This is a genomic window from Pseudomonas sp. C2B4 (assembly GCF_013359695.1).
GTDB lineage: Bacteria > Pseudomonadota > Gammaproteobacteria > Pseudomonadales > Pseudomonadaceae > Aquipseudomonas.
Genome location: NZ_JABFMU010000034.1, coordinates 23,802 through 44,238 on the forward strand (window position 1 = coordinate 23,802; position 20,437 = coordinate 44,238).

A 20,437-nucleotide genomic window follows, 5' to 3' on the forward strand; every position below is an offset into this window, starting at 1 on the left:
TCTTCACTGCGCACGCTCCACAGCATTGGAGTCGAGCTGCTTTTTCAGCTCAATGCGAGTCCGGCAAATGCCAGCCAGGTGCGGGATGTCCTGGAGTACCTTCGGTGCTCGCTGGCCACGGGGCACATTCCGATAACGGTCGGAGTACCAAACGTCGGCCATGGTGGTGTCGTACTGGCTGTTGAGCCACTGCAGGTATTGCTCTGCCTGCTGTTGGTTCAATTCCAGTTGGATGGTGATATTGCTCATTTCGGCCACCAGTAAAGTGCAGTATCCCCTTACCCACGCAAGGCGGGCATATGGCAGGGGCAGTTCAGATTTAGTGCGAAGTGTTACGGGAGGTCAGCAAGCGCGCTGGTAAGAAGCGGGCCGGCACGGGGTAGCGCTTTTGGGTTTGAGTATCGAGCAGCCAGACCATGTAACGAAATGCGCTGCTTGCCGGATAAATACCCAGCCGAGCCACGCGCTTTGTGGTCATGCTTTCGAATTCGGTAACTGCCAGTTCGGCGATGCGCTGCACCAGGTGCTCAGGTACTTCGAGCACCTGGGCGAGGTAGCGTGTACAGTTTTCAATTAGCTGGTGGTCGCCGGACAGGTGCTGTCCATTTTGGCGGTACAGGTATGCCACGGCAGCCTGTTGCATGGCAGCCCGATAATCGCTGGCAGGGTTTTCGGTCAGAGTAATAGCGTTCATGCGAGTGCAATCTCCATATCCAGTTGATCCAGCAAGTCGGGTTGATCGTCAGCGGACTTCATCGCCTGTCGGCGCAACGTTACAGGCGCTACCGGTAGCTTTACCGTTGGGTTGGGCATACCGCTGGGGCTCATTTCGTGGGTCATTTCGAACTCGGCACGCACGGACCAACCACACGCCTCGTTGACGCATTGCAGGTACGCCACGCGTAGAAAGATGTGAGTGCCTTCGCTGGTGCGAATACGCATGCGGCCCATGCAATGGGGGCAGACAAGTTTGTAAGTGCTCATTTGGTTTTCCCCGCCGCCAAATGCGGCTTTCGGCCAGGGCCGAATAATTGATTGCACGTCGTGCGCCGATTACTTCCTACCTGCCCGAGTTATTCCCGGTGCAGGATGATGACTGCGGTGATTTCCTCGTGCCTTGCTGCCACATGGGCGCGGTGGGCGGCGAGTATTTGCTCTATCTCTTTCTCATTTATTGCGCCGTCCTTGAGGGCCTCTGCAAGGATGGTGTCGACTGCTCCGCGCTTGATTGCCGTGTTGACTGAGCGAGAGTAGAGGTCGAGGTTGTCCATTTTTTCTGGGTCTGCCAGTGGCACGAATACGCCGCCATACAAGTTGCATAGGAAGTCCGGAAGGTGCGAAGTGCCGGTCTCCTGCTCGAGAACTCGGATCTGCTCATCAGTGAGAGGGCGGCTACCGGCACTCTCATAAGCATGGTTATCAAACTTTTTTAGGGCCAAGCCCAGGCGAGCGGCAGCGCACTCACGACCACCTGGGTAGTCACAGATCACAGCACTTACTACTTGGCGTCGGGTTTCTAGGACTGGGCGTTTCATGCTCTGGTTTCCTGCTAAGTCGAGTGCCATTACTGTTCAATCACGCCGTCTTTAATACCGAGGAGTACGGCTGCTCGATGCGCTTCTCCCCGCAGGCATTTCTTCTGTCCATTCAGAACCGCATAGACGGTTGATGCGCTTAGGTCATGCTGTGCGGCCCAGTCTTTTGCCGTTATTCCTTGGCGCGCAAGGCGTTCTCGGGCTTCTTGGCAGGCTTGCTCGGTTGGGTATGCGTTCGGCATAGTCTCTAATCGTGTGATTTCGTGTGATGACAGGCGAAGTATTTCCCATGTATGTGTGCATGTCAATTCACTTTGGAGACATTTGTGGGAATTGGTGACCGCCTAAAAGAAGAACGAGAGCGCTTGGGGTTCAATCAGACCGAGTTTGCGGCGAACGCCGGCGCCTCTAAAAACAGTCAGTACAACTATGAGAAAGGCGAGCGAAGCCCCGATGCTGTTTATTTGGCAGCGGTGGCTGAGCATGGAGTTGATGTCCTTTACGTGGTCACTGGCGAGCGAATACCAACGTCAGCGGACTGCATTACTGCTGATGAGACCGGGTTGCTTGGGTACTACAGGTCAATGCCTGAATCAGATCGACAAACGATGTTGCGGATGGCCTTTGCGCTTGCGAAGGCAGCGGATCCGACATAACAACTACCGAAACAAGGATTGTGGCGCGAGGCTGGTGGCTCGTGCTCAGTAATACTCGATCCTCAAATCAATAAGGAAATCAAAATGGATCTTTTGAAAGGCAAGACAAACCAGGTATGGAGTTCACTGGGTTGCTCAAAGCATTCGATAGGTGGCTTGCTCCTCGCCGCGTTGATGCTTAACAGCACACAGACCCTGGCCCAAGATGGCCCTGCACACCCATTGCAGTTCAAATCTGTCGCCGAGATGATTGAGGATCGCGGTGACTACGCCGAAGAAAACGGCACCTTCAAGTTGGTAAGTGCAAAACCGCTAAAAATCCAACTCGCGCCCACAGTAGTTCCGGGAGACCTTCCTGAAAACGTGCAGCGTGAGCTGCGCCGTGCAGCGCTTTACGGGGTGTATCGAACGTTTACACACACCAACGCTGATGCTGTCGTGGTGACCGTCGTACCTCGGGAGGTAACCTTCAATCCCGTCACTACCAAGTTTTTGAAGGCCCCTAATCTTAAGGTCAGTGTCACTAGGGCTCAGGCGATGACGGCTGCCGGAGTGTTTGTGAAGGCGAATTCGGCCTCCGATCTGGTCGTTCCGGAAGCCGCAGGTGATTCGCAGATGGATGAATGGACTCCTGCGTTTCAGAATCTCTACTTCAAGGATGCAGGGCAATTGCAGTTGCTTAAGGCAATCGAAACCGCCGGAGGGGATCTTGTAAATAACGGTTGAGGTTTTGACGGTTGGGAAAGATCAAGCCTCAATCTTTAGTCGAAAGGGCTGGTGGCACGCTCTAACGTGCAGAGAATCGGCTGTTCCCCGGGGGACCTGGACGGTGCCATGTTGGCACCGGGCTCCCGTTGCGTGTGAATGGAGTTATCGCATGTTGGAGAACAGCAGTGTGTTGGAAACCGAAGCGCCAGTTGTTGATCCTCGCTGTCTGAACGATCAGGAGCTTAGGTTGCTAGCAATGTTCAGGCGGATCAATAACCAGAAACAGAAGGACATCCTGCGGGTGTTGGAGGCGTTTGGGCAGCTACCCGACTAAGTAGCAAAAAACCAGACAGGTGCCGTAATGTTGTCCGCTTAAGCATTTGAGGCCAACCTGGGCTTACTCGACAATCCGATGTCAGACTTCTGGCATCGGATTTTTTATGACTGTGCAACAGGACCTGCTCGCCCTGTTTGCAGATCGGTAGTACTTCGTTCAGGCAGAAAGTTTTTTCATTTCTCTATCCACCGCCCGCTTTGCTGTTTTCTCACTGGCGTACAACCACCGCAGCCGTTTTGGTTTTGTCTGATCGCCAGCGGTCACGGTCTTTTCCGCTCCAGCTTTCTCGTCTCGATAGTGGGCAATGATTCCGGTGTACGCACCTGCACTTTCCTCGGCCAGGACCTCCACCGTGTCCTCCGGCAGTTTGCTTTCCAGATCGAGGCTCATGGTGTAGCCGCTGTCGGCGCTGAGGCTGTGCTGCACGTTGCCCCCGTACCAGATGATTTCATCAATCTCGGCCTTCACGCCCTGGAGCGTGTAGGTCAGCTCCGGGATCAGGTCCGGTCGACCTCGAGCAAGGGTGTAGCTCAGGGTGGCGCTGCCGCGTTGCAGGCGATTGAACTCAGCTCGAGCAGCACGCAGGGCGGACTGCTGATCGCTGTAGGTATGGCGTAGGTCCTTGAGGTTCTCCCCGCCGCCGGCAATGGCTTCCTGCTTCTTGGCGCTGTTCACGTCGTAGTAATAGGCACGCACACCGTCATAGCTGTCGCGATCGGCTTGCAGGTACCGGTGCTGGTCGCCATCGACGCGGGTCAGGGTGATATGGGGCAGTGCCTTGCCGCTGGCCGTCTTGCCACCGCCAGCCGGCATGCACAGTAGGCATCCCGCTTTAACGGTCGCCACGGCATCGAACTCTTCGCCCAGACGACTGATCAGGTTGGCATCCGATTCATTGGCCTGATCAAGCTGCAGAATCGGCAGATCGCCCAGGGCTTCGGCGATCGTCGCCTTGAGGCCGTTGCCGCTCGCAATCGCGCCAAGCACCTTGGCCAGTGTCGTGTTGCTCCAGCTGCGTTCGCGTTTGGTCTTCAGGCCTTTGCGCAGATCCGCCGATCGCGCGCGAATGCTGAGTACGTCGGGTGCGCCGCTGTGTTCGGTTTCGTCGACGGTGTAGGTGCCTTTGTCGACCAGGCCGGTATCACTCCAGCCCAGCCACAGCCGCAAGATGGCGCCCTTGGGTGGAATGGACAGCAGCCCATCGTGGTCGCTGAGCGTAATGCTGAGCTGATCAGCCTCAATGCCGCGATTGTCTGTCAGCTCCAGGCTCATCAGTCGCGGACTGATCAACTGCGCGAGGTCGTTGCCGTCGACGGTCAGGCGAAACGCCGGTACCGGATAGGTGACATCGCGGCGACTCTGTTCCAGTGTGCTGTTGACGTAGCCCGTCACACGGGCAATCGCAGTATCGATCACAGCAGCCCCCTCAGAATGTTCACCCCGGCGCCGGTGCTCGCACCGAGCAGATCTACACGACCATCGTCGACGCGCTTCAGGCTCAGGTTGAATTCAATCCGCCGCGCGGCACCGTTAGGAAAGAAGATGGTCCTGGTTTCCGTCAGGTTGTCGATCACCCAGAGTCCGCATAACCGGCCGGTGCCTTCGACCATGGGCCAGGCCTTGCCGGTGTCAGCCATCTGGCGCAACGCATCCAGGCTCAAGACGGTACCGGCCAACTCCGGAAAGATGATGCCGGGGAGGGTGACGGCATCCTCCCCCCGGCCCAGAAACTGACGGGCTGGATTGGCGCCGATGCGGTTGCTGCCAGGGTGGCGCCATTCCGTCTGGCGCTGCATCTCCTGATAGGCAGCCGTGTGCAGGCTAAAAACGAACATGCCGAGGGCGAGCATCATGCGGGTTACTCCTGGTCGGACAGTTGGCTGCGCTTGCGGGCGGACTTTTCCCGATCGATACGGGTCAGCTCTGCACGCACGGCACGGGCAATGGCCTGGTCATCCATGCCTGGGGTGGGGTGAATGTTGATTTCGTAGTGGTCGTGACTGTCGTAGGTCACGGCGGCCTGTGGTGCGACGGGGGCGCGGTTGTCGATCTCAATACCTGGGGTTGCAGCCGTGCCCATGGCCATGACGGGTGCCGCGATGCTGCCCAATGCCAGGGCACCGGCGGCCGTGAACTGTTTGCCGAGGGTGGCTAACGACGCCAGAACGCCAGAGTCGGCGCCACTGGTTTCGCTTGCGGGCGGTTGCGCAACGGCTTGAGCAGCCCTGACAGGTTGAGCCACACCGGCAGCCTCGGCCGGGGTCCGTTGCTCTCCCATCGAGGATGGACCCGCGATCGCATTCATCACGAACGAACCCGCGCTGGTGAGCTGCTTGCTGATCTGCGCGACGGCATCCAGCGGTCCTTGTTCACCGGATTGTAAGCCTTGGGTCAGTCCCGCCATGGTGAAGCCGCCCAGTTCGGCGAAGACCCGCGATGGGCTGTGGATGCCGAGTTTTTCCTTGAACCAGTCGATGGTCGAGCCGCCGATCGAGGTGATGGCCTCCTTGATCTGTCCGGCGCCGGCCATCAACCCGTTGACCAGGCCGTTGACGATCATGTTGCCGAACTCGGTGAAGCGCGTCGGCAGATCCACACCCAGGTAGCTCAGCACTCCAGCAAAGGCCTGGTAGATCAGCCCAATCGGACTGAAGTTGGCCAAGGTGGTGAGAATGCCACCGATGCCGCCGCTGAAGCCTGCCTTGATCTCGGTCCAGGCGTTGGCGAAGTACAGCTTCACCTGGTCCCAGTTCTGATAGATGAGATAGCCGGCACCGGCAAGTACCGCCACGACGGCGGCGATGGCCAGCGCTACCGGGTTGGCTGCCAATCCCCACAGGGCGAGGCTGACAGCGCGGATCGCTGTTACCAGTCCACCGCTGAAGGCTACGGCCAGCACTCTCAGCAGGCCCAGCAGTGTGGGGATTTTCAGCCCTATCATGGACAGTGCGAAGCGCACGGCGAGGAAAGGGCCAAGCACGCCGGCAATACCGAGTGCGACGACACCGAAACCAGCAGAAAGGGCTGCAATCCCGGCCGCGACTTTCAACAGGCTGGCGACCAGAGTGGGGTTTTGAGTGGCCCAGGTATTCACCCGCTCAATGATGCGGTTAAAACCGTCGACCAGCTCGATGAGGGTCGGTCGCAGCGTTTCGCCCAGGGCGCTGCTGAGGTTGAACATTCGGTTTTGTGCCATCTGCCAACGGGCTGACAGGGCTTCACTGCGGATGTCGCCCTCTCGTTGCATCGATCCGCTGCCCTTGGTGCTGTTCACCAGCTCGAGCTGGCGACGGTATTCGCCGATGTTGGCGGCGAGCTTTGCGGCGTCGTCGCCGTATTCCTTGCCGAACAGCTGAGTCATAACGCCAAGTTGGTCGGCCTTGGGTAACTTGCTCACTGCATCCAGCACTTTCTGGATGGTGCCGGTCGCATCCTTGGCCATGCCTTCTTGCACGGCTTTCGCCTCAAGCCCAACTGCCGCCAGTCCTTGTTGAAACCGCTTCGGCTGCTGCGTCGCAATCGCCAGTTCACGGATCATGGCGTTGGTGGCCGTGCCCGCGACTTCCGCCGAAGCACCCAGGGTTAGGAAGGTGGAGCCCAACGCCGCCGCATCCTTGAACGACATGCCCACCGAGGCCGTGATACCGGCGGTGCGTTGCATTACTTCAATGATGTCGGACCCTTTGGACATGGCGTTGTCGTCAAGGAAGTTGATGGCGTCACCGAGCTGGCTGACGTTCTTGATCGGCAGTTTGTAGAGCTGGGCTATACGCGCCAGGCTCTCACCGACCTGATCGGCGGGCAATTCGAAAGCCGTGGCAGCCGTGGCCGCGACGCGGGCGAACTCGAGCAAGTTGTCCTTGCCCTGAATGCCCATCCGCGCACCGCCCTCAACGAGCGAAGCGATGTCGGTGGTGGCCATGGGAATGCTTTCTCCCATCTTCTTGATGGCAGCGCCCATGTCGTAATAGGTCTGGGTGAGTTTGCCGTTGTCGTCCCTGGCACCGTCGACCTGCTTGGCGACGCCGGCCATGGCGTCTTCGAAGCTTGAATAGTTTTTCACCATCGCAAGAATCGGCAGCCCAGCGGCAGCACCAGTGGCGACAGAACTGGCGCCCGCCGTTGCGGTGACTCCCACCATCTCTCGATTCTTGGCGAAGTTGCTGCGCAGCTTCGCTGCTCGGGCTTGTCGCGCATTCAAGGCGGCCAGGCGCTGGTTTTGCGTGTTGATGCTGGCCGTGGTTGCGCTGATCTGCTCGCGCAGCTGGCGTTCCTGGCCGCTGAGGGATTTTGTGCTGATACCAGCGTCTTGGAGCCGGGTCCGCAAGCCCTGGAGCTTTTCGCTTTGTTGCTGATGGGCTTGTTTCAGGGCCTGGGCTTCACGTACCGCCGTGCGGAATTCCTTGGCCATCGCTTTGGTCGGGACGCCAGTGCTCGCGAATTGCTGACTGAGCCCTTTGACCTTGGCTTGCGCGGCCGCCAGTGCTTGGCCGGTTTCTTCAGCCGCTGCCCGCTGAGTGCGCCAAGCACTGATGTCACTCTGTTGGGTGTTGAGCTCTTTCAGCCGATCGCGAGCGGCCTTCAGCGCGCGGGCAGTTTCGAGGCTGCCCTGGCTGATTTGCCGCAGCGGCGCGGAGGCCTTGTCGATGGCATTGAGCAATACCTGAAGTCGTAGATCATTGGCCATCGGCGCTACTCCTAACCCGCGCCCTCTCGCGCCAGTCCATCAGTTCCTGCAGGCCCAGCCGATCCATGTCGGCTGGCGCCCAGTGAAAGACCACGGCCAGATCGGCCATGGCGTCCTCTACGCAACGAGGGATGCATCCGTCTTCGCCTGCTTCTGCAGCAAAAAACCGACGACCTTGCCGCCGATGGCCAGCAGGTCGGCAGGGTCCATGCCGGCAGCTTCGGGGGCGGTGATGCCAGGCGAGCTGATGCGCGGGATGACCTTGATCAGGCTGGCCACGTCGAGGTTCAGCAGCTCGGCCAGGTGAATGCCACGCAGCTCGCCCGCGCAGGGTTTGCGCAGGGTGACAGTGTCGATCAGCTGCTTGCCGCGTTGGATTGGGGTATCGAGCTGAACGGTGTTTTCGTCGTGCTTGTTCTCTTCAGGCGCGGTAACAACGGAATCAGCGGTTTCAGGTGTGGACATGGTTTTCTCCAGGAGGTGGGGGGCGCCCTCGATCGAGGGCCATTCGAATTAGATGCCCAGGGCTTTTCGCTGGCCTTCGAGCATGTCGACGCCGTCGACCATCTCGACGAAGTTGAGCAAGTCGATCTCGATGATGACTTCACCGTCGACGATCAGTTTGTAGTAGCTGCAGGTGGTGGTCATGGCGTGCTCGGTGTCTTCACCCGGCTGGGCATCGCCCATTTCGATGGTCTCGTGACGACCACGGACCACGACTTCCACGCTGCTCATTTCTTCGGTGTCGTCCTGCTGGAAAGCACCGGTAAAGCGCAGCAGCACGCCGGACGCTTTGACCATGCCGAACTGGCGCAACGAGACTAGATCAAGCCCGCCGGTTTTCCATTCCAGCTGAATACCGTCGTCGGAGAAGCCCAGATCTGCCTTGACCGGGCCGTTCATACCGCCACCGCGATAGGCCTCCATCTTGCGACCGAGGGCGGGCAAGGTGACTGACTTGGCGACGGCCAGGTAGCTACTGCCGTCGTTGAAAAGGTTCATGTTCTTGAGTTTGCGGGGCAGGGCCATGGCGGTGTTCTCCGGTCGGCTGGCGCAGGGTTTCCTCCCCGTGAGGGGAGGCCCGGGTTAGCTGTTGAGGCGGCTGGCAAAGTCGACCAGATAACGGTCGGTGATGCGCTGACGCAGGGTGAGGTCTTCCAGCGGCGGCACGGGGGTGTAGTCGTAGTCGATGTACAACTTGCCGGCCTTGAGCGTGGTTTCGTCGTTGATGTCGTCGGGGTACCAGGCGCTGCCGCCGATCAGGTAGCCGCCGGCAATCATTTCGCGGAACTTGTCGTTGATGCTTTCGAGTATGTCGCGCACCAGGGAGGGGTGCATGGGTTTGTCCATGGCCCACATTTGCGCGTTGGCCATGGTATCGGCCAGTACCTGGGCGGTGCGGGTGTAGTTCTCGAAGGCAAACAACGGATCGTCGCTGCAGGTGCGGCTGCCCCAGAAGCGATAGCCGCCCTCGTTAATCAGGGTGGTGACTTCGTTGCCGTTGAGGTAGTTGGCATCCGTGGCCGAGTTCTGCAGATCCCAGAACACGTCGGCACTGATACCGGTGACGCCGTTGACGGCGACGTTGGACAGGGTTTTGTGCCAGCCCACTTCCTGGTCGATCTTGGCGCGCAGGCCCAACGCTCGAGCCACGGCTGGTGCGGTGACGGTGCCATTGGTGACGGTGTTCCAGTTCTGGAAGTCCGGCCAGATGACCATGACTTCGCGGGCACCGAAGTTCTCGCGATAGGTCGTCGCTTCTTCCTTGGTCTGGCAATCCGATGCACTGACATAAGCGAAGGCGCGCAGCTGCTGGGCGATAGCCACCAGCGCGGTGGCCACGGGCAGGGTGTCGAGACCTGGCACACCGAGAATGCGTGGGGTGACCTTCAAGCGCGATTTGGCCGCGAGCAGGGCTTTCATGCCGGTGTACTTGCCGGCGGCGGTGGTGGTGCCGATGAGGTTGCTGGTGGTCGCGGCGTCATCGACGCCGGTGGCGACTCGTACCACGACGGTGACCGGTTTGGTCTGGTCGGCAATCGCCTGCAGGCTGGCAGCCAGCGTGCCTTCGGTACCGGCTTTGCCAATGGCTGCTTGTACGTTGGTGATCAGGACGGGAGTGTCCAGGGGGAACATCGTGGCATCGGCGTCTTCGGCAGTACAAACCAGGCCGATGACAGCGGTGGAAACGGTGCGGATGGGGCGAGTGCCCTCGTTGATTTCGAGGACTCGCACGCCGTGATGGTATTCGTCGGCCATGAGGATTGCCTGCGCAGTGGTGGAAAGACACTGCACAGGCTGCCGCGCGCGCGCCGGGTGAGCGAGCGCGGGGAGTTGTAGCGACTGGTGTTACAGGTTCTCGGCCAGCCAAGGCGGCGCCAGCGGACGATGATCGATCAGCGGAAACTCTCCCGATTCCGGCCAGTTGCGCAGCGCCTGGCGGTATTGCTGCAACGCGCTGTATTGCTCAGGCGTGAGAGTGGTGGTGGCGCCACCTTCCAGCTCGTCGCGATGCCGCGTAACAACGCCGTCCGTTGCCGCCAGCTTGGCGTCACGCCAAACGCGCTCGATCGCGGCCGCCTCCTCCGGCGCCAGCGGCGGCGGATCAATCAGCACCGGATAGCCGTCAGCACCGGCAACGACGCGGCGCCCGTGAGATACGAGCGCCAACAAGGCATCCCGCTCTTCGGCGCTGTACTCGATAACGCCCTCGGGAATGAAACTGCATATCTCGTCGTCGTAGAAAAACGCCGTCGTTGGACAGAAAAAAACCGTCATACCCTACCCCTTACTTTCCAGAAGAATGACGCGGCGCCGGCGTAAAGGTTGCGCACCGTAATGGTCCCTGCCGTGGCGTTTCTTGACTGCAATACCGGCGAATTTCCGACGGTAAGGCCACTGGCATGGTCGGCAAAGGTCAATTCGATATTGGTCGGCGGTGCCAACATCGCCACCGGCAGCGTAATCACCACATCCACCCCTGACGCCGCCGAAGTGTAGAGCCCCCACTGCTCAATGTCCCCGCCCGGCAGCTTTTGCCAGCAGTTCGGGCCGGCCAAGGCCGAAGCAAACAGCGGCGAGGTGGACAACAGCGCATCGCCACCCACCGCGTTCCAGCTACCCGCCGTGGCGGCCAAGGAAATACTTGTCCCCGGCCGCACCACACCATCAAACGAATTGTTAAAACCATCCGCCCCTTGCCGGACTAACGTGACGTTGGCCGATCCCGCGTTAAAGAATGTTGTTTGCGCATTGCCGCAGGTCGCGGCCAGCGGCAGTGTCAGGCTAATGGGGGCTGCGGGAGAGCAAAAATAATAGGCGCCAGCCGCCGAGCTAGCGACCAGCGTTTGACTGCTGTTAACCCCAAGGAAGCGGCTAAATTCGATCCCTTTATTTTTCACAAACTCCGTCGTAGCCAATGACTTGTCACTGGCGAACTGTGCCGGCGTGACCCAGTTCGGGCCGGACATCACGGCCGCATATTTGAGGGCCACGGACCCACCACGCAAACGCCAGCCGCCGGCCACCTTCACGAACTCGGCGTTATCACCCGAGCCCAAGACGACCGTGATCGTCCCAGCCACCGGAGTCGTCAGCACATCCAGACCGGCCGACAGAACAGTGACCGCGCCAATTCCAGCGTTCCCCACCTCGACCGTCGCCCCATCAGGCACCCCGGCAGTCGGCGGCACCGTGATGTTGATCGGTGTAGCGGATGCAGCGGACACCATCCCGCCAATGCTTGATGCGCCCAGCGCGGTGCTAGCGATCAGCGGGGCGAAGCCTGAGTACTCGACGCCCATCCGCTTAGCAAAGGCGGTATTCACCAGCCTGAGCGAGCTGTCGAACTGGGGCGGGGTGAGTGCCGTTGGCGCGCCCAGAAAGGCCGGGGAGTTGATCGGCGCATAGCCCTGAGTGACGTCCTGAAACGTCAGGGCCGTGGTGCCCAGGACAATCAGCCCATCGGTGACCAACTGCCAACGGGTATCGGCCAGGGTCGCACCCTGCTCGACCGACGTCAGCAGCGCCGACGTCACCTCGGCATTGGTGTCGGCATCCGGCGCCCGGGTCCAGACCGCCGCCGCAGCGACGTAAATGCCATTGTCCTTGGCCACGGTCTGGTTTTTCACCAGCACCCGATCACCGGCGACCAGGGCCACCGCGTCGATGGTCTGTAGCCCCGCCAACGCGATGTTGGCCGTGGTGGCCACCCGCACCGATTGCTTGCTGTCGAGCTTGTTCATTTCCTCCAGGACTTTCGCATCGACATAAGCACGGGTGGCCAGAACCACGCTGGGATCGATCTTGAGTTCGACGTTGCTGGCGTTGCTGACGATCATATTCATCCGCACAACCTGTGTGCGGCCTGAGCCTTGCGTCAGTAGCGGTTTGAACGATGGGGCGCAGTTGGCAATGGCCACCAGGTCGCCGTCAGCGTCGTACAGGCCAATTTCACGAATCCACCAGCCGCCAACATCCTCTGGAATGACCTGCTCGGCAATGATGATTGCGCTATTGGTTGGGTCGACTTTGAGCTGGTTGAGCGGGGCTCGGCGGCGCTCGTTGATCAACGCTGTCTGGGTAGCCGAAGGCATCGGCTCGGTGCCATTGGCATCGCCGACGCCCATCTGGGTGATCTTCCAGGCGATGCCCAAGGCATCCGCATTGGCTTGTTTGGCCAGGCCGATGTTGGTCAGGATGGCGAAAAACTGAGAGGTCTGGTCGATCATGGGAATACATCCAGAGTGTCAATGATGTGGTCGCGACCGCCCCGGCCGATGACGGCGGTGACTTCGATGTCGCGTTGAATGGGCGGGTACACAGTGATTTCGTCACCCTCGTAAACCGCAGCGCGCAGGTAGTGGTGCCCAGTGGTTTCGAGACTGATGGCCAGGCCGACCAGGTGTCGGCTTCGCGGCTTGGCGTCATCGATGAGGAACGTGAGCTCCTGGTACATCTCGTCGGTGATGCCGGTTTCCAATACGCCGACCTTCAGCGCGAACGTGCCGGGTACGCCTTCGGGGGTGGTCTCGAACCACTCCACCACTTCAATTAGGTAGCCCAACGGCTCGACCACACGGCGCAGGGCGCCGATGGTGCCCTTGCGAGAGTGGATGTAGTACGCCGAACGGATGGCGGCGCGTTTGGTGGCTTCAGTCCATTTGCTGTCCCAGCGATCGACCGAAAAGGCCCAGGCCAAGTAAGGCAACAGATCAACTGGGCACGCCATCGGGTTCCAGAGCTGGCGCAGCGGAATAGGCGTGCGCTGAATTTGCGCCAGTGCTTGGGCGGCCAGGCGCTCCAACTGGCTGGCATTACGCGGTAACAGCGACACGGCGCCCATTACTCCACACCCTGTGTCAGCGTGATGGTGGTGCAGTACGGAGCCTGGTACGGCGTGGCGGCGATGTCGGTCCAGGTATCCAGCTCGACCTTGCGCACACCTTCGACGTGCAGCGCGGCGTGGATGGCGGACTCGGACACCTCCATCCCCAGCCGGCGACGTTGATGCACGTAGGCCAGCAGGCGTTGGTTGGCAGCGGCAAGGATCGGCTCGGACTCTGGGCCGCTGGTCTTCAGGTAGAGCCTGGCACTGACCTGATAAGGGATGACAGCCGCGCTCTGCACGGTCAGGCGATCCGCTACCGGCCGGCGGTCGTCGTCACTGAGGTAGGCGTTGACGATGCTGAGCAGACCCGCGTCAACGCTGCCGTCTCCCAGCAAAGATTGCACCGTGACAACCACCACGGCGGGGCTTGGGCTTTCCGCTGTGGCGTCTGCCACACGGCCATCGGCGGCGCGGGCGTGGAAGATGTAGCTGTTGCGCGGGCCTGCGGTGCTGAGGCCTTCCCAGGCCATTTGGGCACGCTCGCGCAAACTGTCGTAGCTCTCCAGGACTTCGGGGGTCGGTGGCACGGCGCTGGGGTTGCCGATCTGCACCACCAGGCGCTCGACGTTGTAATTCGCCGCCAAGTTTTCCAGATCGGCGCCCTGGGCCAGGGCAAGCATGTTGGCTACGGCGCCTTCGTTGACCCGTTGGCGCCAGATGGTCTCGCGGTAGGCATTCTCCTCGAGCAGCTTGGTCAGCGGCTCCGACTCCAGCTCGAGGCGTGCAGCGATTTCCGCTTGCTCGTCCGCCGGCCACAGGCTGATGGCATAGGCCTTGCGCTCGGCCAAGATCAACTCAAAGTCGATTTGCTCAACGATCTGTGGAGGCGGGAGTTGGCTGAGATCGATCGGGACAAAGGTGTTCATACGCTGGCCCCCAGTTGCAGCGGGATACTCAGGTTGTGCTGTTGATTACTGTCGACTTCGGCGCCTTCCAGTTCCATAACAACCTCACCCTGCAGGCTGACACCGCTGAACCGCACGCGACTGAGGTTGATACGGGGCTCCCAGCGCAACAAGGCCATGGCGGTGGCGGCATACACGCGCAGCCGGGTGGCGTCGTTGAAGGGATGATCCACCAGCTCGGGCAGCAAACTGCCGTAATCGCGGCGCATGACCCGGGTTCCGATGCGTGTATTCAGGATGTCGGTGATCGACTGGCGGATGTGCTCCAGGTTGCCGATGGCGCTGCCGGTTTCTCGGTTCATAGGGGTTTTCCTGACTGATCAGGGCCAGCTCTCACGCCGCCATGCGGGTGGTTGACCAGGCTGATATCGGCTGCGATGACATCTTCCGAGACGGTGACCATTCCGGTGATGTTCTGATTGCCGGTCTGGGTGTAGTCGCCCTCATGGGTGATCGGGCCGACGATGTGAATACCGCCTTTGCTGATCAGTTCGCTCGTGCCGTCCTCGGGCAGCACCGCCCGTAGGTGATGGGCAATGCTGTCGTATTCGATGACGGCGCCGTCGCGGTAGGTGCGGCGGTGCAGGCCTTCGCGGTCACCATTGGCCGCATGCTCGTCGCTGAAAATGCCGGTGAGGGCCACGCCGTTGGCAAGTTGGCCGGACGGGCTGAACAGAATGACCTGCTCGTTTTCGGTGGGCGGGTCCCAGTCCTTGTCCAGGCCGGCGCGCAGGGCAATCCATGGCAGCCAGGCAGTGAGCAAATCGCCGGTTTTTACGCGCACGCGCGGCGGCTGCATCTGAACTTCGGCAACGGTGCCGAAGCGGATGAGGTTTTCCAGCAGGCGGGAGAGGGCGGCGATATTGGTCATGCCGCCGATGGTGGCGCCACGCGCACGCGAGCGCAGCTCTACCGCTTTGTATTGCGTGGCGTTACAAGTGAGCTACGTGACTCTATGGCGGTGGTGTTTTTGGTGTTTTTGGTTTCTTCGGACGTGGAGGGCGGGCCGGAATTTTCGTCGCGATGTTCAACGCAGATTTACCGCTCACGATCGTTCTGTGCAAGAACTGTTCAAGTGTCGTGAGGAGCGTTTGGAATTCCTGTTGGTTTGGTGACCAGGCCCGATGGGCGGCAGCGCTTCCGGCATTTGCGACAACCCCAAGGGTCATTGCTTCCGTTTCACCGATGAAGCCGTTATCGCGAAGTTCTTGTACTTTTTCCTCCAAATTAAGTCCTGGATCTATTTTTAGGAGTTCGGTGGCTCGATCGAAAGCGGTTCGCAGGCCCACAGATGCGAGAATAAAAGATCCCACCTCATAGGCTTGATATGTCTCGTCAAGAATTGAGTGAAGTTGGGGGTCAATTTTAGAAATGCCCCATACCCAATCCGGTTTTTGGCTTTTCTTTTCTGGGGCAGGATAAGTCAGCGTTTTAGCTGGAAAAGTGATGATTTCTTCTCCAGTAACTGGATGGTAGGCACCCTCCCAGTCCTCGGAGTCCCAACTACTTTTATGATAGAAAACCTCTTTGCAGCCACAGCATCGGGCTAGTTTGTGATCATTCTGCCCATTTACTGAGTTTCGACCATCTGACCAGTCCCAGGAAACAGCCAAAGCACCATGAATTTCGCATGCTCTCTCTCCGTCGCATCGAGGGCAGTGCGCCTGAAAAGTTTTGCGCATTACGCTGTGGCTCCCTATCTAGTTGATTAATCCTAATCGCATCAAATGGACTGCATTGCGGGGAGTTTTACCTGCTCTTGCATTAAATTGGAATTGGGTCTCTTGGTGCCAATCAGCTACTTCAACGAGTTAAGTGCAAGAGAAGGGTGTCTCTGATCAATTCAAGATCGGCATCGGTGAAGCCCAGCACTTCCCGCTGGTCGTAGCGAACATCAGGGGCTCCCCGTTCGGCGCGGTCCTTCAGACCGTACTGGTGGACGCGGGCGATGCGGGAAATCCGCCCGGTGAAGCCGACACTGACTAGGTTGCTATCGCCCTTGGCCTTGAGATAGCTGGCGGTGCGCAGCTTGCGGAACATCTTCACTTTGCGTTGGATGCGGCCTTGTTTGCCACGCAGGTCGCGTGGCTTGCGCGGCGTGTATTGGCTGCCGTCTGAATTGCGTTGGGCTGTGACGCGCTGTTGCTGACTGCGGCGCAGTTGCTGGGCGATGGTCCTGGCCAATTTGGTTCGAGCAGGCGGCTCGATACGGTGCAGCAGCAGGCCGGCCCAGTCCTCCAACGCATGCAGGTCACTCATTGGCGGGGCGCTGCGGATGCGGGCTGGCCAACGCCACGGCATCGGTCAATTGTGGCGCCTGCCATTCGGCGAGCAGAACGCCGTCGGCAAACACCTGGATTGGGCCTTCGATCTGTTCGTAGGGCGTGTACTGCGGCTCGGCAGCATGTTTGACGGTGAAGGTGCCATCGTCCTGTTTCTTTACGATGACGCGTTCGGTCAACGGCAGGCTGAGGCTCATGTCGACCTTGCTGTGGTCGATGACATCGGCTTCGAACTTGATGCCCTCGGCGGACTTGTCCAGGTTGACCAGCAGTTCCGATTGGTTCACGCGCAGCCAGCCCAGCAGCGGCAGCATCACGCTGTCGGGATGGCCGGCGAAATCGGTCAGGATGATTTGCAGGTCGTAGGCATATTCGAAGGACAGGCCGGCAGCCGCGGTGCAACGGATCTTGCCGTTATCGATGAAGATCAATAGGCGGTCGGGGTTGTGCTTGAGCTCTGGTATGGCAGCCAGCAGATGGACTCGGAGACTATCGGGCTTGTTCATGCTGCACCTGGTGTTGGTAAACCATATCGACCTGAGCGGCACAGTCCGCCCAAGCGGCCTCAGCGCGGTCCTGGTCGGTGAGCAATGCGCCGTTACTGTCTGGTGCCGTCGCCGGCAGGCGGCACGGCACTACGGCCGGACAGCCACTGACGATAAGCGTCGGCGCCGACGAGGGCGGGGCGCTCGCGCAACCGGCGAGCAGCATCAGGCAGAGGCTGGGCAGCCCAGTCACGTAGTTCGGTGTTTTCACGTTTCAATGCCTCGATCGTTCGTTCACGGTTGGCTAGGCCTTGGCGCAGTTGATCCTGCTGGGTGCGCAGACTGGCCTGTGTATCGCGCTCCTGTTGCAGCGTGTCACGCAGGCTATTAGCGGTAGCCAGATTGCGGTCAGCATCGTCTCGGGCGGTCTTGGTGTCTTTCTCAGCCAGCTCGGTGTTCTTGTCGGCGATCGCTATGCGCTGCTCCTGACCCCAAATCAATAACGCAAGCGCGCCAAGCAAGGCGAAGCCATACAGCGCCTGGCGCAGCGTGCTCATGCGCGGTACCAGCCGAGCTTGTTCATGTCGCCGACATCCAGCTGCTGCACCGGGCCGCGAATGATGATGACTTTGCGGCCTGGCATTTGGACGTAAAGCGCATTGATCAGCAGTTCCATGTCGTGCTGATCGCTATCCGGTGGCACCACCAGCAGATCGCCGTCCTGTACGTTCAGTCGTTGCACAGCCTCGAAATCGATCATGCGGCCTCCGGCACAGGGCAGCTGGCAGCATGCCGTTGATAGGCGCGCTCCAGCTTGATGTCGTACAGATTGCGTTGGTAATCGGGGCCGTTGTAGCCCTTGGCAAACACAGCCCATTTCTTTGCCTTGAGCGCCTTCAACAGTGCAGGATCGACCTCGAGGAAGCGTACGAATGCTTCGAATTGTTCGTTTTCGTCTTTGGCCATGCGGGCGGCAAAGTCCTGCACGCTGGAGTAGCCCAGGCGTACGGCGTGAAAGCCCATGATCTGGAAGGCGCCCCAACTGGCGGACTCCAGCGCGCAGGTGTCATCGATGAGCTTGGCGTGGGCCAAGCGCTGGTGTTCGGCGGTACCGCCGGCATATCCACCGGCACGCGGGTTGACCAGGCTCGGCTGGGTGGCAGCCAGTTCATCGGCGTGAACCTGCAATGCGGCCGCGTCGTCTTCAGGGACGCGCGGACGGGCGATCTGCCGGTACATGATGTGCCGCTCGTAGAGGATCTTGGGCTTGCCGTTGTCCAGGAAACCCGCGCCCAGGCTCTCCACTTCGTTCACGGCGAGGATGGCCGCCAGTTCGACCCCCAGGCGCGCCGCCGCAGCCATCAGGGTGGCATGGCGCAGTAGCGCGGAGCAGTCGGTACCGGTCAGCGCAGCGAGGGTTTTGGGGCCGGCGATACCGTCGGCGACCAGCCCCATCTTCGATTGATAGGCGCGCACCGCCTCCTCAGTTGCATCACCAAACAAGCCATCTGCGAGCAGGCCGGCACCGGCCAGATTGAGGCGTTGCTGCAACACGCGAACATCCTGGCTGCGATCGCCATGGCGAAGGATCGTCATACTTGGTCCACCTTGCGCTTGAAGAATTGATTGGCCAGCGCCCGGGTGCCCTCGACGCCGAGTAGCCCAATGACGCCGCCGAAGAACGGGCTGGTCGTGGCCGGAATGCCCAACAGGGACAAACCATGGCTGCCCGCCAGCGCGAGCGCGCCACACAACGGGGCCTCCAGCGCCACACGGCGCCAGGTGCCGCCGCCATACATGATGCGCAGCGCGGCAATAACGAAAGCCAAGCCACCGGCGTAGAGGGCGGGCCAGTTTTGTTCGAGCCAGGTGGCGAGCCAGGCCCAAGTGTCCGGTTTGTCAGGCATGTGCTTCATTCCGCTGTCCAGGGTTGAGGGTAGGAAGCTGATGAATGCCCAGGGAGGTGAAGCGTTGAATCAGTCCCATAGGTTCACCATCTGTCGTTGTTCTGCTTGGGGGGCCACCTCCGGCAACTGCACCGGGGTGCCGTGCGGCAGGATCGTGCCGAGGTCGGCCAGCCCGGGATTGGCGTCAAGCACGGCCTCGGTGACGCCTGCGGTACGGCCGTAGTGGCGCCAGCAAATGGCATCGACGGTGTCGCCTTGGGTGGCGATCACGGCGGGCATCACAGCAGCTCCACGGTGGTGTGGCTGATCCCAAGAATGCTGCGCAGCGCCTTGCGCGAATCTCGACGCAGTTGGTCGGCGCTGCTTTCTTCCTCGGTGACCTTCTTCTCGCCGCTATTGGTGGCATCAAAACTGCTGTAGCGCTCCACCAGCTCGGCCAGCGCGCTGCAATAAATGACGCGGCGGTAGAGGTGCAGCAGTTGGCTTTCGTCCTTGATTTTCTCGGAAGGCACGTCGGACAAAGTGGCAAAGCCCTGGCCCTGCTGGGCAGTCCGGTAGCCTGCAAGCTCCCGGTTTGCCTCGATCATGGCGTTGACAGTCGCGACCTCGAGGCGATCGTCAGTGACGACATCAGTGATACGCATGGCGGCGCGCAAATGCTGGCCGTCAATCTCTGGCCAGAAGGTGCCGTTGCCGATCGGGAAGGCGGTCGTTGGAATGCCGCCGGCGATGAATCCGCTCATGCTTGTCGCTCGAATAGGTCGGCGGTGGTCGGGACTTCACAGCAAGGAAAGGAGAAAACCCGCTGATCCGCCCCGAGCCGCCGGGTGCGTGGGACGCTCGGTTAACTGGCTGGACCAGTGTGTTTCTTGAGGAGGCGTTCAGCGCGCTCCAGGTCTTTCTTGCCGCCGCAGCTGCTGTGCAGCTCGATGGCTCGTTTGAGTAGGTTGATACCAGCTTCCAGTTGGCCTGGTTGCCCAAGTCTCACGTCGTCGATTTCTTCCAAGGTGGCACGGCCGAGGGCGAGGACCAGTTTGGCGCGGGCTTCGTCCGGCATGTCCTGCTCATCGGTCAGCACAGCGGTGTTGGTGAGGATCTCCAGCGGGAAGGTGCCGCCGGCTTTTTGAGCTTTAAGTGCGGCCGTGGCCACTTCTTCGGCGACCAGGCACCCGGTGGTGCGGTTGAAGCGATCCGGCATCATCAGACCGTGTTTCAGTACATACTCCGCGACCTGCAATCCGCCAGCAAAGTCACCGGCATCGAAACGCCAGACCATGATAGTGGTGATCACGTCGTCCTGGGCGCCCTGACCAGCCGAGAGCACGCCATCAACGTAGGGCACGTAATCGGGCAGCATCTCGGTCTTGAGCTTTGCCTTGCCCTCCTGGGATTGCACCTGTTTCAGGCGGAATTGATCCTGCTGCAGTTTGGCCAGCATCACCTCGTAACCGGTGGCGCCATCCATCATGGCGGCAGGGGCGGCGGCTGCCGCCTCCCGGGCTGCACGCTTTTGCAACTGGTTGCGTTGGGCAAGGGTCAGGGCCAT

At 60.3% G+C, this 20,437-nt stretch carries 30 protein-coding genes and 2 pseudogenes; 3 read left to right on the top strand and 29 right to left on the bottom strand.

Annotation, left to right across the window (positions count from 1 at the left end; genetic code table 11):
- Positions 1 to 3: 3 nt before the first annotated feature.
- The 5 genes from HNQ83_RS20115 to HNQ83_RS20135 form a co-directional block, all read right to left on the bottom strand.
- Entirely contained in the window at positions 4 to 249 is a 246-nt protein-coding gene (locus HNQ83_RS20115; protein WP_175390546.1) for a hypothetical protein, read from the bottom strand.
- 70 nt (positions 250 to 319) lie between these two features.
- Positions 320 to 694 carry a hypothetical protein gene (locus HNQ83_RS20120; protein WP_175390547.1) on the bottom strand — a complete coding sequence of 125 codons (375 nt, stop codon included), beginning with the start codon at positions 692 to 694 and terminating at the stop codon, positions 320 to 322.
- Positions 691 to 984, bottom strand: a complete 294-nt coding sequence (locus tag HNQ83_RS20125; RefSeq protein ID WP_175390548.1) for an ogr/Delta-like zinc finger family protein — start codon at positions 982 to 984, stop codon at positions 691 to 693. The genes HNQ83_RS20120 and HNQ83_RS20125 overlap by 4 nt, the downstream gene beginning before the upstream one ends.
- A gap of 89 nt (positions 985 to 1,073) precedes the next feature.
- The gene (locus HNQ83_RS20130; RefSeq protein ID WP_175390549.1) at positions 1,074 to 1,535 is read right to left on the bottom strand and encodes a YmfL family putative regulatory protein; all 462 of its coding nucleotides are present in this window, start codon (positions 1,533 to 1,535) and stop codon (positions 1,074 to 1,076) included.
- 29 nt (positions 1,536 to 1,564) lie between these two features.
- Positions 1,565 to 1,777 (bottom strand): DNA-binding protein, encoded by a 213-nt coding sequence (locus HNQ83_RS20135; RefSeq protein WP_175390550.1) that lies wholly within the window; start codon positions 1,775 to 1,777, stop codon positions 1,565 to 1,567.
- Between the two features lie 84 nt (positions 1,778 to 1,861).
- On the opposite strand from HNQ83_RS20135, the gene HNQ83_RS20140 reads away from it, so the two are divergent.
- From HNQ83_RS20140 to HNQ83_RS20150, 3 genes are all read left to right on the top strand, one after another.
- On the top strand, positions 1,862 to 2,191 hold the full coding sequence (locus HNQ83_RS20140; RefSeq protein WP_175390551.1) for a helix-turn-helix domain-containing protein: 330 nt from the start codon (positions 1,862 to 1,864) through the stop codon (positions 2,189 to 2,191).
- A gap of 84 nt (positions 2,192 to 2,275) precedes the next feature.
- On the top strand, positions 2,276 to 2,917 hold the full coding sequence (locus HNQ83_RS20145; RefSeq protein WP_175390552.1) for a hypothetical protein: 642 nt from the start codon (positions 2,276 to 2,278) through the stop codon (positions 2,915 to 2,917).
- Between the two features lie 151 nt (positions 2,918 to 3,068).
- The gene (locus HNQ83_RS20150; protein ID WP_175390553.1) at positions 3,069 to 3,233 is read left to right on the top strand and encodes a hypothetical protein; all 165 of its coding nucleotides are present in this window, start codon (positions 3,069 to 3,071) and stop codon (positions 3,231 to 3,233) included.
- A gap of 159 nt (positions 3,234 to 3,392) precedes the next feature.
- Here the strand turns inward: HNQ83_RS20150 and HNQ83_RS20155 are convergent, their stop codons facing one another.
- The 24 genes and pseudogenes from HNQ83_RS20155 to gpM all read right to left on the bottom strand — a co-directional run bounded on the left by HNQ83_RS20155 (position 3,393) and on the right by gpM (position 20,437).
- Positions 3,393 to 4,652 (bottom strand): contractile injection system protein, VgrG/Pvc8 family, encoded by a 1,260-nt coding sequence (locus tag HNQ83_RS20155; RefSeq protein ID WP_175390554.1) that lies wholly within the window; start codon positions 4,650 to 4,652, stop codon positions 3,393 to 3,395.
- Complete coding sequence (locus tag HNQ83_RS20160) at positions 4,649 to 5,089, bottom strand: phage tail protein (protein WP_175390555.1); 441 nt, start codon at positions 5,087 to 5,089, stop codon at positions 4,649 to 4,651. The genes HNQ83_RS20155 and HNQ83_RS20160 overlap by 4 nt, the downstream gene beginning before the upstream one ends.
- A 5-nt stretch (positions 5,090 to 5,094) precedes the next feature.
- The gene (locus HNQ83_RS20165; protein ID WP_175390556.1) at positions 5,095 to 7,923 is read right to left on the bottom strand and encodes a phage tail tape measure protein; all 2,829 of its coding nucleotides are present in this window, start codon (positions 7,921 to 7,923) and stop codon (positions 5,095 to 5,097) included.
- Positions 7,913 to 8,032: a GpE family phage tail protein gene (locus HNQ83_RS20170; RefSeq protein ID WP_150812457.1), complete on the bottom strand. Its 120-nt coding sequence runs from the start codon at positions 8,030 to 8,032 to the stop codon at positions 7,913 to 7,915. Before HNQ83_RS20170 ends, HNQ83_RS20165 begins: the two co-directional genes overlap by 11 nt.
- Positions 8,033 to 8,040: 8 nt before the next feature.
- Positions 8,041 to 8,388 (bottom strand): phage tail assembly protein, encoded by a 348-nt coding sequence (locus HNQ83_RS20175; RefSeq protein WP_175390557.1) that lies wholly within the window; start codon positions 8,386 to 8,388, stop codon positions 8,041 to 8,043.
- 48 nt (positions 8,389 to 8,436) lie between these two features.
- Positions 8,437 to 8,952, bottom strand: coding sequence for a phage major tail tube protein (locus HNQ83_RS20180; RefSeq protein ID WP_175390558.1), 516 nt, complete (start codon positions 8,950 to 8,952; stop codon positions 8,437 to 8,439).
- A gap of 57 nt (positions 8,953 to 9,009) precedes the next feature.
- Positions 9,010 to 10,182, bottom strand: coding sequence for a phage tail sheath protein (locus tag HNQ83_RS20185; protein ID WP_175390559.1), 1,173 nt, complete (start codon positions 10,180 to 10,182; stop codon positions 9,010 to 9,012).
- A 90-nt stretch (positions 10,183 to 10,272) separates the two neighbouring features.
- Entirely contained in the window at positions 10,273 to 10,701 is a 429-nt protein-coding gene (locus HNQ83_RS20190; protein WP_175390560.1) for a phage tail assembly chaperone, read from the bottom strand.
- A 1,028-nt stretch (positions 10,702 to 11,729) separates the two neighbouring features.
- Positions 11,730 to 12,653 (bottom strand): annotated as a pseudogene (locus HNQ83_RS31705) (phage tail protein); the annotation flags it as partial.
- Complete coding sequence (locus HNQ83_RS20200; RefSeq protein ID WP_175390562.1) at positions 12,650 to 13,267, bottom strand: phage tail protein I; 618 nt, start codon at positions 13,265 to 13,267, stop codon at positions 12,650 to 12,652. The pseudogene HNQ83_RS31705 and the gene HNQ83_RS20200, both read right to left, overlap by 4 nt.
- Positions 13,267 to 14,178 (bottom strand): baseplate assembly protein, encoded by a 912-nt coding sequence (locus tag HNQ83_RS20205; RefSeq protein ID WP_175390563.1) that lies wholly within the window; start codon positions 14,176 to 14,178, stop codon positions 13,267 to 13,269. Before HNQ83_RS20205 ends, HNQ83_RS20200 begins: the two co-directional genes overlap by 1 nt.
- Positions 14,175 to 14,519 carry a GPW/gp25 family protein gene (locus HNQ83_RS20210; protein ID WP_175390564.1) on the bottom strand — a complete coding sequence of 115 codons (345 nt, stop codon included), beginning with the start codon at positions 14,517 to 14,519 and terminating at the stop codon, positions 14,175 to 14,177. Before HNQ83_RS20210 ends, HNQ83_RS20205 begins: the two co-directional genes overlap by 4 nt.
- The gene (locus HNQ83_RS20215; RefSeq protein WP_175390565.1) at positions 14,516 to 15,088 is read right to left on the bottom strand and encodes a phage baseplate assembly protein V; all 573 of its coding nucleotides are present in this window, start codon (positions 15,086 to 15,088) and stop codon (positions 14,516 to 14,518) included. The genes HNQ83_RS20210 and HNQ83_RS20215 overlap by 4 nt, the downstream gene beginning before the upstream one ends.
- An 82-nt stretch (positions 15,089 to 15,170) precedes the next feature.
- Positions 15,171 to 15,899 carry a DUF4145 domain-containing protein gene (locus HNQ83_RS20220; protein WP_175390566.1) on the bottom strand — a complete coding sequence of 243 codons (729 nt, stop codon included), beginning with the start codon at positions 15,897 to 15,899 and terminating at the stop codon, positions 15,171 to 15,173.
- A 121-nt stretch (positions 15,900 to 16,020) separates the two neighbouring features.
- A complete protein-coding gene (locus tag HNQ83_RS20225; RefSeq protein ID WP_175390567.1) occupies positions 16,021 to 16,476 on the bottom strand; it encodes a phage virion morphogenesis protein in 456 nt (151 codons plus the stop codon).
- Positions 16,469 to 17,005: a phage tail protein gene (locus tag HNQ83_RS20230; protein ID WP_175390568.1), complete on the bottom strand. Its 537-nt coding sequence runs from the start codon at positions 17,003 to 17,005 to the stop codon at positions 16,469 to 16,471. Before HNQ83_RS20230 ends, HNQ83_RS20225 begins: the two co-directional genes overlap by 8 nt.
- Positions 16,989 to 17,183: pseudogene (gene lysC / locus HNQ83_RS31010) on the bottom strand (Rz1-like lysis system protein LysC); the annotation flags it as partial. The gene HNQ83_RS20230 and the pseudogene lysC, both read right to left, overlap by 17 nt.
- Positions 17,098 to 17,541, bottom strand: coding sequence for an Rz-like lysis system protein LysB (gene lysB / locus HNQ83_RS31255; protein ID WP_175390569.1), 444 nt, complete (start codon positions 17,539 to 17,541; stop codon positions 17,098 to 17,100). The pseudogene lysC and the gene lysB, both read right to left, overlap by 86 nt.
- Complete coding sequence (locus HNQ83_RS20240; RefSeq protein ID WP_175390570.1) at positions 17,538 to 17,744, bottom strand: hypothetical protein; 207 nt, start codon at positions 17,742 to 17,744, stop codon at positions 17,538 to 17,540. The genes lysB and HNQ83_RS20240 overlap by 4 nt, the downstream gene beginning before the upstream one ends.
- Positions 17,741 to 18,580, bottom strand: a complete 840-nt coding sequence (locus HNQ83_RS20245; RefSeq protein WP_175390571.1) for an N-acetylmuramidase family protein — start codon at positions 18,578 to 18,580, stop codon at positions 17,741 to 17,743. Before HNQ83_RS20245 ends, HNQ83_RS20240 begins: the two co-directional genes overlap by 4 nt.
- Entirely contained in the window at positions 18,577 to 18,900 is a 324-nt protein-coding gene (locus tag HNQ83_RS20250; protein ID WP_175390572.1) for a phage holin, lambda family, read from the bottom strand. The genes HNQ83_RS20245 and HNQ83_RS20250 overlap by 4 nt, the downstream gene beginning before the upstream one ends.
- Before the next feature lie 60 nt (positions 18,901 to 18,960).
- Positions 18,961 to 19,170, bottom strand: coding sequence for a tail protein X (locus HNQ83_RS20255; RefSeq protein WP_175390573.1), 210 nt, complete (start codon positions 19,168 to 19,170; stop codon positions 18,961 to 18,963).
- Positions 19,170 to 19,634 carry a head completion/stabilization protein gene (locus HNQ83_RS20260; protein WP_175390574.1) on the bottom strand — a complete coding sequence of 155 codons (465 nt, stop codon included), beginning with the start codon at positions 19,632 to 19,634 and terminating at the stop codon, positions 19,170 to 19,172. Before HNQ83_RS20260 ends, HNQ83_RS20255 begins: the two co-directional genes overlap by 1 nt.
- Positions 19,635 to 19,735: 101 nt before the next feature.
- Positions 19,736 to 20,437, bottom strand: a complete 702-nt coding sequence (gene gpM, locus HNQ83_RS20265) for a phage terminase small subunit (RefSeq protein ID WP_175390575.1) — start codon at positions 20,435 to 20,437, stop codon at positions 19,736 to 19,738.